This window comes from Pseudomonas sp. AN3A02, from assembly GCF_011765255.1.
In the GTDB taxonomy this organism is placed as follows: Bacteria; Pseudomonadota; Gammaproteobacteria; order Pseudomonadales; family Pseudomonadaceae; genus Aquipseudomonas.
This window is the reverse complement of sequence record NZ_JAARNI010000001.1, coordinates 1,293,835-1,306,240: the sequence shown is the minus strand read 5'-3', so window position 1 is coordinate 1,306,240 and position 12,406 is coordinate 1,293,835. Positions and strand designations below refer to the sequence as shown.

Genomic DNA, 12,406 nt, shown 5'->3' with positions numbered 1-12,406 from the left:
AGTTGTGCCAAGAAATTTCTTCAGAAAGCGCAAAGCCCCGGAATACGGGGCTTTGGCGTTTTCAGCTTTTAATATTTTTTTAACAAGGCATGTGTTTCAGGGGTCGGATAAGTGCGCGATGCCGGTTCGTGGTGCATTGAAGCGGTGCACGGTGCTGAAACTTTGTGGAGGTCCAAATGTGGGAGCGGGCTTGCTCGCGAAGGCGGTGTGCCAGTCTACATATCCAGTGACTGATACACCGCCTTCGCGAGCAAGCCCGCTCCCACATGGGTTTTTCGGTGGTTGTGAGAAGGCAATCAGCCCTCATCACCTTCGTCATCATCCCCACCATCGACCTTCATCCCCAACTCCTTGATCTTGCGCGTCAGGGTGTTACGGCCCCAGCCCAGCAGCACGGCGGCGTCGCGACGACGGCCGGCGGTATGCTTGAGAGCGGTTTCGATCATGATCCGCTCGAAAGCCGGCACAGCGCTGTCCAGCAGGTTCGACTGGCCACGTGCCAAGGCCTGGTCGGCCCACTGGCGCAGTGCCTGCTCCCAGTTGGTCACCGGTGCCGAATCCTGCGGGAGGCTCAGCAGCTCAGGCGGCAGGTCGCTGATATGCACTTCGCGCCCGGACGCCATCACCGTGATCCAGCGGCAGGTGTTCTCCAACTGACGCACGTTGCCCGGCCATGGCAGGTTCTTCAGGTATTCCTCGGTCTCGCTTTTCAGCAGCTTCGGCTCGACGGCCAGCTCCTGGGCGGCACGGCTGAGGAAGTGACGGGCCAGGGTCGGGATGTCTTCGCGGCGGTCCGACATCCGTGGGATGTGGATGCGGATCACGTTCAGGCGGTGGAACAAGTCTTCGCGGAATTTCCCGGCATGCACCAGGGTTTCGAGGTTCTGGTGGGTCGCCGCGATGATGCGTACGTCGACCTTGACTGGCGTGTGCCCGCCTACCCGGTAAAACTCGCCGTCGGCCAGTACCCGCAGCAAGCGCGTCTGGGTGTCGGCCGGCATGTCGCCGATTTCATCGAGGAACAACGTGCCGCCATCGGCCTGTTCAAAACGGCCACGGCGCAGGTTGGCTGCGCCGGTGAACGCGCCTTTTTCATGGCCGAACAGTTCCGATTCCATCAAGTCTTTCGGAATCGCCGCCATGTTCAACGCAATGAACGGCGACGCCGCCCGTGGGCTGTGACGATGCAGGGCGTGGGCCACCAGCTCTTTACCGGTACCCGACTCGCCGTTGATCAGCACGGTGATGTTGGAGTGGCTCAAGCGTCCGATGGCGCGAAACACTTCCTGCATCGCCGGCGCTTCGCCGATGATTTCCGGGGTTCGGGTCAGGGCAGGCGGGGCTTCCTGATTCTGTTGTTCCTGAGCGTGCTGGTTGGCGCGTTTTACCAGCGCCACCGCTTCGTCCACGTCGAACGGTTTTGGCAGGTATTCAAAGGCGCCGCCCTGATAGGACGCGACAGCGCTGTCCAGGTCCGAGTGCGCGGTCATGATGATCACCGGCAGGCGCGGGTGCTGCTCGCGAATCCGCGCCAGCAGGTCCAGGCCACTGGCGCCGGGCATGCGGATGTCGGAGATGATCACGTCGGGCTGCTGGCGAGCCAGGCGGCTCATCACCCCGTCGGCGCTGTCGAAGCTCTGGGTGGTCATGCCTTCCTGTTGCAAGGCTTTCTCCAGGACCCAGCGGATAGAACGGTCGTCATCGACGATCCAGACAGTTTCACTACGGCTCATGTCGATGGGGCTCCTTGTTCCAGTGGCAGAAAGATCGAGAAGGTGGTGTGGCCGGGATGGCTCTCACATTCGATCAAGCCCTGGTGCTGGCTGATGATGTTCTGGGTAATGGCCAAGCCGAGTCCGGTACCGTCCGGGCGGCCGCTGACCATTGGGAAAAAGATGGTTTCCTGCAGCTCGGCAGGGATGCCCGGCCCGTTGTCGATGATCTCGACCTTGGTCACCAGGCGATGGCGCACGTGGCCGATGGTGAACTGGCGCAAGGCGCGGGTGCGCAGGCTGATGCGGCCCAGGCGCAGTTCGTTCTGGCTGCTGATGGCCTGCATCGCGTTGCGCACGATATTGAGCACCGCCTGGATCATCTGCTCGCGGTCGATCAATACGTCGGGAATGCTTGGGTCGTAGTCGCGCACCAAGGTGATGCAGCCCTGGCTTTCGGCCTCCACCAGTTGGCAAACCCGCTCCAATACTTCGTGGACGTTGGTCATCGCCAGCGACGGCAGCTTGTTGGAGCCGAGCATGCGGTCTACCAGGTTACGCAGGCGGTCGGCTTCCTCGATGATGACGTTGGTGTAGTCCTTGAGGTTCTCGTCCGGCAGCTCTCGGGCCAGCAACTGTGCGGCGCCGCGAATCCCGCCCAGCGGGTTCTTGATCTCATGGGCCAGGCCGCGCACCAGCATCTTGCTGGTTTCCTGCTTGGACAATTGCGCCTCTTCCTTGGTGATGCGCAGCAGGCGATCCCGGGGGTGCACCTCCAGCAGCAGCAGGGTCGCGCCGTGACTCAGGATCGGCGTTACCGCGTAATCGACGGTCAGGGTCTGGCCGGTGAGGGCGGTGAGCATCGCTTCGCGCTTGGTGAACGGGTGCGCCTGCTCCACGGCCTGGCGCAATGAGCTCAAGGCCTCGGCCGACTCAGTGAACAGCTCACTGATGAATTGCCCATGGCTGCGCTGTCCGCTGATGGCCAGCAGCATTTCCGCCGCCGGGTTCATGTACTCAAGGCGCAGTTCGTCATTGAGCAGAATGGTCGCGGTGGTCAGGTTGTCGAGTAGCAGGCGGTGCAGGGCGTCGCTGATGGTCATTAGGACCTCTTTTGGAGCAAGGCGCGGCCTTGAGGCATGCGCTGATACAAGGAAAATGCAAAAAACAAACCAAAGCTCCGAAAAGAAGCGTTAAAGCCCTGAAATGGGGGGTTAAGGCGCGAAACTGTGGCGTTCTGCCAGCTTGAGCGGGAAGTTTCGAACCAAAATGGGTTGAGTAAGTGGGAAGGGTGCAGCGTATCGCACCAATATAGTGCGGTTTTGAAAAATCTGTTCAGGAAGCTGGTGGCAACGACTGATTGACTGAATGGGTCGGATCTAAATTGTGGGAGCGGGCTTGCTCGCGAAGGCGGCGTGTCAGTCATGCATATATCAACTGACACACCGCCTTCGCGAGCAAGCCCGCTCCCGCATTTTGATGGGGTTCGCAATTTTAGATTTTATAGAGGCACAGCTCGGCGGTGGCGCGGATCATCGCCAGTTGGTGCAGCGGGTCATGTGCAGCCGTGTGATTGGCTTGGGCCAGCCATTGTGGACACTGCGGGTTGGTGCGCTCCGGGGTGAAGTCCGCCAGCTGTTGCAGCAGGCGTTTTTGCAGCAGGTCCAGTTTTGGACGAATCTGGCCGACCAGATCCGGGCGTGGGTCATTGGGTGCCTTGCCTTGCAACTGCCAATCGGACAGGTGGGCGTACTGCACCAATTTGTTCGCTTCGATCTGGGCCGAGAAAAACTGCTCGGCCTGGGCCGGTGCCAGTTTGTAGCTCGGCGCCTGGGCGACGACGCTGGCGATCACGTCCTGCTCCCGCGCACGGTCTTCGACGGGCTTGTGGCTGTCCCATTTGCTCAGGGCCACCTGGTCGGCAATCGCCAGGCGTTCGGCGATGCTGTCGAGCAGTGGGGCGAGGGTGGGCGGCGCGGCGGATGCGCTGGCACTAATGGCCAGCAAGATGAAGGCGAATTTGAATTTCAAGGCAGAACCCTCTTCTGTAGGAGCGAGCTTGCTCGCGAAGGTCGTTAACGATAACGCGTAAATATTGAAGAAATGCGGCGCCTTTGGATTTTTCGCGGGCAAGCCCGCTCCCACAGGGTTTTGCGGGCAAAAAAAAGACCTCCCGAAGGAGGCCTTTTTTCATCACGCCACGTTAAGCAGCGCTACCGGATCAGCAGCTGTAGTACAGCTCGTATTCCAGTGGGTGTACGAAGGTGCGGACCTTGATTTCTTCTTCGCTTTTCAGGGCGATGTAGGCATCGATAAAGTCGTCGCTGAACACGCCGCCTTTGGTCAGGAACGCACGGCCCTTGTCCAGCTCTTCCAGGGCTTCTTTCAGGCTGCCGCACACTTGTGGGATCTCTTTGGCCTCTTCAGGCGGCAGGTCGTACAAGTTTTTGTCGGCGGCGTCGCCTGGGTGGATCTTGTTCTGGATACCGTCCAGGCCGGCCATGACCAGGGCAGCGAAGGCCAGGTACGGGTTGGCTGCCGGATCCGGGAACCGTGCTTCGATACGGCGAGCGCGAGGGCTGGACACGTAAGGAATACGGATCGAAGCGGAACGGTTGCGAGCCGAGTAGGCCAGCATCACTGGCGCTTCGAAACCTGGGACCAGACGCTTGTAGGAGTTGGTCGACGGGTTGGTGAAGCCATTCAGGGCCTTACCGTGCTTGATGATGCCGCCGATGAAGTACAGGGCGGTGTCGGACAGGCCGGCATAACCTTCGCCAGCGAAGGTGTTCTTGCCATCTTTGGCGATGGACAGGTGAACGTGCATACCCGAACCGTTATCGCCGTACAGAGGCTTAGGCATGAAGGTAGCGGTACGGCCGTAGGCATCAGCCACGTTGTGTACGCAGTACTTCAGGGTCTGTACTTCGTCAGCCTTGGCAACCAGGGTGTTGAACTTCACACCGATTTCGTTCTGGCCGGCAGTCGCCACTTCGTGGTGGTGAACTTCGATGACCAGGCCCATTTCTTCCATGGCGTTGCACATGGAGGTACGGATTTCGTGGTCGTGGTCGAACGGAGGAACCGGGAAGTAGCCGCCTTTGATACCTGGACGGTGGCCTTTGTTGCCGCCTTCGATGTCCTGGTCGGACATCCACGAACCTTGTTCGGAGAAGATTTTGAACATGGAGCCAGAGATGTCGGACTTGAACTTGACCGAATCAAAGATGAAGAATTCTGGTTCCGGACCTACGAATACGGTGTCACCGATACCGGTCGACTTCAGGTATTCCTCGGCACGCTTGGCGATCGCACGTGGGTCACGGTCGTAGCCTTGCATGGTCGAAGGCTCGATCACGTCGCAGACGATGATCAGCGTTGGGTCTTCGGTGAACGGGTCGAGTACGGCGGTGCTGTCGTCCGGCATCAGGATCATGTCGGAAGCTTCGATGCCTTTCCAGCCAGCAATGGAGGAGCCGTCGAACATTTTGCCTTCTTCGAAGAAGGCGTCATCCAGCGCGTCGCGAGCCGGCATGGTCACGTGGTGCTGAGTGCCTTTGGTGTCCGTGAAGCGCAGATCAATCCATTTGACGTCATGATCTTTGATGAGTTGAACCGACTTCGACATAGTGTCCTCCGGGTGGCTTCGGGCTGGGGTAGTGGAGTAGCCCTTAGAATGTGGGTGATGCCGGCGCGAATACTCGACCAAGGCAACCTGCCTCACAAGAGAGCAAATTGCATGCCAGTGCCCCGACATGGGTTTTTTGCCACAAAAACGCCCCTATAAAGGTGCAATCCGCTAAAGCGGAAGAAAATGCGCACCGCAATGTAGCGCGAATTTTCGTTTATGACCCGTTTTGGTGCGCGAAAGGTCCGGTGCATATTAACTGGTTAAACCTTGAGCGATTTCCGCTATAATCCGCGCCCCCCTTTTTCGGCTGGGCCTGCGCGCGCTGTTTTCATGAAATTAATCGTTAAAGTCTTCCCCGAGATCACCATCAAGAGCCGACCGGTACGGATGCGTTTCATCCGTCAATTGGCCAAGAACATCCGTGCCGTGCTCCGCGATCTGGACCCGGCTGTGGTGGTGAACGGTGTGTGGGACAATCTCGAGCTGGAAACCCGCCTCACAGACCCCAAGGCCTTGAAGGACATGACCGAGCGCCTGAGCTGCGTGCCGGGCATTGCGCATTTCCTGCAGGTCGACGAGTACCCGTTGGGTGACTTCGACGACATCACCGAAAAGTGCAAACAGCACTACGGCGATGTACTGGCAGGCAAGGTTTTTTCGGTGCGTTGCAAGCGTGCCGGCAAGCATCCGTTCAGCTCCATGGATGTCGAGAAATACGTGGGCAGCAAGCTGCGTCGCGAGTGCGGCGCCTCCGGAATTTCACTGAAAGCGCCGCAAATTGAAGTGCGGATGGAAATTCGCGACCAACGGTTGTTTGTGATCCACAGCCAGCACGACAGCATCGGCGGCTACCCGCTGGGTGCCTTGGAACAGACCCTGGTCTTGATGTCCGGCGGTTTCGATTCCACCGTTGCGGCCTACCAGATCATGCGCCGCGGGCTGATGAGCCACTTCTGCTTCTTTAACCTGGGCGGGCGTGCACACGAATTGGGCGTGATGGAAGTCGCGCATTACATCTGGAAGAAGTATGGCAGCTCGCAACGGGTGCTGTTTGTCAGCGTACCGTTCGAGGAAGTCCTGGGAGAAATTCTCGGGAAAGTCGATAACAGTCATATGGGCGTAGTATTGAAGCGTATGATGTTGCGCGCTGCGTCCCGAATCGCGGATCGGCTGGAAATCGACGCACTGGTCACCGGTGAAGCGATTTCCCAGGTGTCCAGCCAGACCCTGCCGAACTTGTCGTTGATCGACTCTGTGACCGAGAAGCTGGTATTACGCCCGCTGATCGCCAGTCACAAGCAAGACATCATCGACCTGGCGACCCAGATCGGCACGGCGGATTTCGCCAAGCACATGCCGGAATATTGCGGGGTCATCTCGGTGAACCCCAAGACCCACGCCAAACGCAACCGCGTGGAGTACGAAGAACAACAGTTCGACATGGCAGTTCTCGAGCGAGCGCTTGAGAACGCCAAACTGGTGCCGATCGATCGGGTTATTGACGAATTGGGCCAGGATTTGCAAATCGAAGAAGTCAGCGAGGCTCTGGCCGGTCAGATCATCATCGACATCCGTCACCCGGATGCCGCTGAAGACGAGCCGCTGGAAATTGCTGGCATCGACGTACAAACGCTGCCGTTCTATGCATTGAATGCGCGTTTCAAGGAACTGGATGACAGCCGTCAGTACCTGTTGTATTGCGACAAAGGCGTGATGAGTCGCCTGCATGCCCACCATTTGCTCAGTGAGGGGCATGCCAATGTGCGCGTTTATCGACCGAGCTAAGAGCCCGGGGCTGTTTGCCTGTGGCCTGCGTCACCGGCCCCCCGACTCTGCCGTCAAGCTGTAACGGCAAGGCCTGACTCTACTGTTAATCGCTGCCACGACCTGTCAGCACACCGAATCCTCTGATCGAGATACACAAGTGATCGAAAATCTACGCAACATCGCCATCATTGCTCACGTTGACCATGGTAAGACCACCCTGGTAGACAAACTCTTGCGTCAATCCGGCACCCTGGAGCGCAACGAGCTCAACGACGAGCGCGTGATGGACTCCAACGACCAGGAGAAAGAGCGCGGTATTACCATTCTGGCGAAAAACACCGCCATCAACTGGAACGGCTACCACATCAACATCGTGGACACCCCGGGCCACGCCGACTTCGGCGGCGAAGTTGAACGCGTAATGTCGATGGTTGACTCCGTTCTGCTGCTGGTTGACGCTCAAGACGGCCCTATGCCGCAAACCCGTTTCGTGACCAAGAAGGCTTTCGAAGCCGGCCTGCGTCCAATCGTGGTCATCAACAAGGTTGACCGTCCAGGCGCACGTCCGGACTGGGTTCTGGACCAGATCTTCGACCTGTTCGACAACCTGGGTGCCACCGAAGAACAGCTGGACTTCAAAGTCGTCTACGCCTCGGCCCTGAACGGCATTGCCGGTCTGGAACACACCGACATGGCTGAAGACATGACCCCGCTGTACCAGTCGATCGTCGACAACGTACCTGCGCCGAAAGTCGACCGCGATGGTCCGTTCCAGATGCAAATCTCCGCACTGGACTACAACAGCTTCCTGGGCATCATCGGCGTTGGCCGTATTGCTCGTGGTCGCGTCAAGCCGAACACTCCGGTTGTGGCGATCGATGCTGATGGCAAGCGCCGTAACGGCCGTATCCTGAAGCTGATGGGTCACCACGGTCTGCACCGTGTAGACGTTGAAGAAGCAGCTGCCGGCGACATCGTCTGCATCAGCGGCTTCGACCAGCTGTTCATCTCCGACACCCTGTGCGACCCACAGAACGTTGAAGCGATGAAGCCGCTGACCGTTGACGAACCAACCGTTTCGATGACCTTCCAGGTTAACGACTCGCCGTTCTGCGGCCGTGAAGGCAAGTTCGTCACCAGCCGTAACATCAAAGAGCGTCTGGACAAAGAACTGCTCTACAACGTTGCCCTGCGCGTTGAAGAAGGCGACACCGCCGACAAGTTCAAAGTCTCCGGCCGTGGTGAGCTGCACCTCTCGGTACTGATCGAAACCATGCGTCGCGAAGGCTTCGAAATGGGTGTTGGTCGTCCGGAAGTGATCATCCGCATGGTTGACGGCGTCAAGCACGAACCGTACGAAAACGTGACCATCGACCTGCCAGAAGAATCGCAAGGTTCGATCATGGAACAGATCGGTATCCGTAAAGGCGACCTGACCAACATGGTTCCGGATGGCAAGGGCCGTGTGCGCCTTGAGTACAACATCCCGGCGCGTGGCTTGATCGGTTTCCGTAACGAGTTCCTGACCCTGACCTCCGGTGCAGGCATCCTGACCTCGATCTTCGACCGTTACGACGTGATGAAGTCCGGCGACATGTCCGGCCGTCAGAACGGCGTGCTGGTTTCGGTTGCTACCGGTAAGGCTCTGACTTACTCGCTGGAAACCCTGCAAGCTCGCGGCAAACTGTTCCTGGGTCACGGTGAAGACGTGTACGAAGGTCAAATCGTCGGCATCAACAGCCGCGACAACGACCTGGGCGTTAACCCAACCAAAGGCAAGAAGCTCGACAACATGCGTGCTTCGGGTAAAGACGAAACCATCGCTCTGGTTCCGCCTATCCGCTTCACCCTGGAGCAGGCTCTGGAATTCGTTCAAGAAGACGAATTGTGCGAAGTCACTCCTAAGTCCATCCGTCTTCGTAAGAAGATCCTGGGCGAAAGCGAGCGTACCCGCGCTGCGAAAAAAGCCGGTAACTAAGTCTTTTAGTTAGCTGCAAAAAAACGCCCCCGACCGCAAGGTCGGGGGCGTTTTTGTTTGTCTGGGGATTGTGTGGTGACCGTGCCGGCCTCTTCGCGAGCAAGCCCACTCCCACATTTGGAATGCATTTCAAATGTGGGAGCGGGCTTGCTCGCGAAAGCGGTAGTTCAAGCAATAAAGCATTCGGATCAGAACTTATCGAGCGTACGCAACTTGGTCTCGCGAACCACTTCCTTCGGCTTGTACGCGCAATACCCCGGCCGTGGCCCGATTTTCGGGTGATTGCGGCAAGTATCCGGGCGCTTGTCATAAATAGTGCAGAAGCGGCTCTTACGATCCAGATACAGGCAATCGTTGTTGCTCATGCGCTGCAGGGTGAAGATCTCGGATTTGGCATTGAAGCGCTCGACGATGCCTTCCTTCTGCAAGCGCTTGGCGATGTTCTTCGGCGGGTCGCCTCGCTCGAACTCATCGACGATGCCGATGCGGATCAGGTCCTTGATCTTCACCTCAACCGGCAGGGTGCAGCAGCTCGACACACAGCCGCCACACATATGGCTTGAGTATTTCTGCCAGGTCTCGAGACGGTCGAGTTCCGCGGCGGCGATCAGTTGAGGCTTCATCAGGTTTCCAAGAGGGGTGTTATCCGGCGCGGGATCATACCGGAATTGGTGATTTTTTGAACAATATCTTCCAGGTTTCAGCTCGAAGGCTGCGTCGGGCCACAAACGGGCACGGCCCCTGCATCTAAATCACGCAAAGGTGAATGAGTTAAAAAACTGCCGAACCAGAGCGTCTACCGTCTGTCAGACCGTCTAGGCTCTAGCAACTCCTTCTATCTCGCCCGAGGTCGCATTGATGTCTCAGGAACCGCTTGTACGAGAAGCAGAGGTAGCCGCATTTCGCGATGCCGTCTTGACCAAACTTACCTACGCGGTGGGCAAGGACCCCGATCACGCCTTCGACCACGATTGGTTCGAAGCCATCGCACTGGCCGCCCGCGACCATATGGTCGACCACTGGATGGACCACACGCGGCACATCTACCGCAAGGGACAGAAGCGGGTCTATTACCTCTCGCTGGAATTCCTGATCGGCCGTCTGCTCTACGACAGCCTGAGCAACCTCGGCTTGCTGGACGTGGCCCGTGAGGCCATGAGCGAGCTGGGCGTGGATATGGAGCGCATTCGCCTGCTGGAGCCCGACGCGGCCCTGGGCAACGGTGGCCTTGGTCGCCTGGCGGCGTGCTTCATGGAAAGCATGTCGACCCTGGGCATTGCCGGCCACGGTTATGGCATTCGTTATGAGCACGGCTTGTTCCGCCAGGCGATTGTCGATGGCTGGCAGCAGGAACAAACCGAACGCTGGCTGGATTTCGGCAACCCGTGGGAGTTCGAGCGCGCCGAGGTGATCTACCCGATCGGCTTTGGCGGTGGCGTGGAAACCCTGCTGGATGCTTCCGGCAAGTCGATTCAGGTGTGGTCACCGAATGAAACCGTACGCGCAGTAGCGTATGACACCCCGGTCGTCGGCTGGCGTGGTGCAAGCGTCAACACCTTGCGCCTGTGGCGTGCCCGTGCCGTGGAAGACCTGCACCTGGAACGCTTCAACGCTGGTGACCACCTGGGCGCTGTCGCCGAAGTGGCTCGCGCCGAAAGCATCTCCCGAGTGCTTTACCCGGCCGACAGCACCGAAGCAGGGCAGGAACTGCGCCTGCGCCAGGAATACTTCTTCGTTTCCGCCTCGTTGCAGGACTTGCTGCGTCGCCACAAAAACATGCACGGCTCGGTGCTGAGCCTGGGCGAACACGCGGCCATCCAGCTCAACGACACGCACCCGTCGATTGCGGTGGCCGAGTTGATGCGCCAGTTGGTGGACCTGCACGACATCCCCTGGGATGCCGCCTGGGACGTGACCGTCGAAACCCTGTCTTACACCAACCACACCTTGCTCCCGGAGGCGCTGGAAACCTGGCCGGTCGGCTTGATGGAACGCATGCTGCCGCGGCACATGCAGATCATCTACCTGATCAACGCCCAGCACATCGACTCGCTGCGGGCCAAAGGCATTCACGACTTCGACGTACTGCGCGCAGTGTCTTTGATCGAAGAAGACAACGGCCGCCGCGTGCGCATGGGCAACCTGGCGTTCCTTGGTTCCCACAGCGTGAACGGCGTGTCGGGCCTGCACACCCAACTGATGCGCAGCACGGTGTTCTCCGAACTTCACAAGCTCTACCCGGACCGCATCAATAACAAAACCAACGGCATTACGTTCCGCCGCTGGTTGTTCCAGGCGAATCCAAAACTCACTGCGATGCTGGTGGAAGCGCTGGGCCCGGACATTCTCGACAACACCGAAACCCGTTTGGTTGAGCTGGAAACCTTCGCCGAGAAGCAAGCGTTCCGCAAAGCCTTCGCCGAGCAGCGGCTGCACAGTAAACGGGCACTGGCCGACATCATTCACGAGCGCCTGGGGATTTCAGTCAACCCGGCGGCGATGTTCGATGTGCAGGTCAAACGCATCCACGAGTACAAGCGCCAGCTGTTGAACCTGCTGCACACCGTCGCGCTGTACCAGGCGATCCGTGCCGAGCCGGGCACCGATTGGGTGCCGCGGGTGAAGATCTTCGCCGGCAAGGCAGCGGCCAGCTATCACCAGGCCAAGCTGATCATCAAGCTGACCAACGACATCGCCCGCACCGTCAACAACGACCCCACCGTGCGCGGTTTGCTCAAGGTAGTGTTCCTGCCCAACTACAACGTCAGCCTGGCGGAAAGCATCATTCCGGCGGCCGACTTGTCGGAGCAGATTTCCACCGCCGGTTTTGAAGCGTCGGGCACCAGCAACATGAAGTTCGGCCTCAACGGTGCGTTGACCATCGGCACCATGGACGGCGCCAACGTCGAGATGCACGAGCGCGTGGGCGCCGAACACATGTTCATTTTCGGTCTCAGCGCCGAACAGGTGGAAGCGCGCAAACATGCCGGTGAATTCAATGCCGGGCCGGATGTTGCCGCATCCCATCGCTTGAACGACGTACTGCAAGCGATTCGCGGCGGCGTGTTCTCACCGGATGATCCGGGCCGTTATGCCGGGTTGGTGGATTCGCTGATCGACTACGACCGCTTCCTGGTCTGTGCCGACTTTGATTCCTACTGGGATGCCCAGGCGCGGGTCGAGGCTCATTGGCACGATTCCAAGGAATGGTGGCGCTCGGCGGTGCTCAATACCGCGCGCATGGGCTGGTTCTCGTCGGACCGGACTATCCGGGAATATGCGACGGAAATCTGGAAAGCGTTGGATTAGACACCGCAA

The 12,406-nt window shown here is 58.8% G+C and carries 8 protein-coding genes; 3 read left to right on the top strand and 5 right to left on the bottom strand.

Annotated elements, in window-relative coordinates; genetic code table 11:
- Positions 1 to 296: 296 nt before the first annotated feature.
- From ntrC to glnA, 4 genes are all read right to left on the bottom strand, one after another.
- Entirely contained in the window at positions 297 to 1,733 is a 1,437-nt protein-coding gene (gene ntrC, locus HBJ59_RS06050; RefSeq protein ID WP_003218003.1) for a nitrogen regulation protein NR(I), read from the bottom strand.
- On the bottom strand, positions 1,730 to 2,815 hold the full coding sequence (glnL, locus tag HBJ59_RS06045; RefSeq protein ID WP_003218001.1) for a nitrogen regulation protein NR(II): 1,086 nt from the start codon (positions 2,813 to 2,815) through the stop codon (positions 1,730 to 1,732). The genes ntrC and glnL overlap by 4 nt, the downstream gene beginning before the upstream one ends.
- Before the next feature lie 391 nt (positions 2,816 to 3,206).
- A complete protein-coding gene (locus HBJ59_RS06040; RefSeq protein WP_167662996.1) occupies positions 3,207 to 3,743 on the bottom strand; it encodes a chorismate mutase in 537 nt (178 codons plus the stop codon).
- A gap of 190 nt (positions 3,744 to 3,933) precedes the next feature.
- Positions 3,934 to 5,340 (bottom strand): glutamate--ammonia ligase, encoded by a 1,407-nt coding sequence (gene glnA, locus HBJ59_RS06035; protein WP_076018125.1) that lies wholly within the window; start codon positions 5,338 to 5,340, stop codon positions 3,934 to 3,936.
- A 333-nt stretch (positions 5,341 to 5,673) separates the two neighbouring features.
- Here glnA and thiI point away from each other — a divergent pair, with 333 nt between their 5' ends.
- Both thiI and typA read left to right on the top strand, forming a co-directional pair.
- Positions 5,674 to 7,128, top strand: a complete 1,455-nt coding sequence (thiI, locus tag HBJ59_RS06030; protein WP_167662995.1) for a tRNA uracil 4-sulfurtransferase ThiI — start codon at positions 5,674 to 5,676, stop codon at positions 7,126 to 7,128.
- A 139-nt stretch (positions 7,129 to 7,267) separates the two neighbouring features.
- Entirely contained in the window at positions 7,268 to 9,088 is a 1,821-nt protein-coding gene (typA, locus tag HBJ59_RS06025; protein ID WP_076018123.1) for a translational GTPase TypA, read from the top strand.
- Between the two features lie 188 nt (positions 9,089 to 9,276).
- On the opposite strand, the gene HBJ59_RS06020 is transcribed toward typA, so the two are convergent.
- Positions 9,277 to 9,711, bottom strand: coding sequence for a YkgJ family cysteine cluster protein (locus HBJ59_RS06020; protein ID WP_076018122.1), 435 nt, complete (start codon positions 9,709 to 9,711; stop codon positions 9,277 to 9,279).
- Between the two features lie 235 nt (positions 9,712 to 9,946).
- Here HBJ59_RS06020 and HBJ59_RS06015 point away from each other — a divergent pair, with 235 nt between their 5' ends.
- Positions 9,947 to 12,397 (top strand): glycogen/starch/alpha-glucan phosphorylase, encoded by a 2,451-nt coding sequence (locus tag HBJ59_RS06015; protein ID WP_167662994.1) that lies wholly within the window; start codon positions 9,947 to 9,949, stop codon positions 12,395 to 12,397.
- The last annotated feature ends 9 nt before the right edge of the window (positions 12,398 to 12,406 follow it).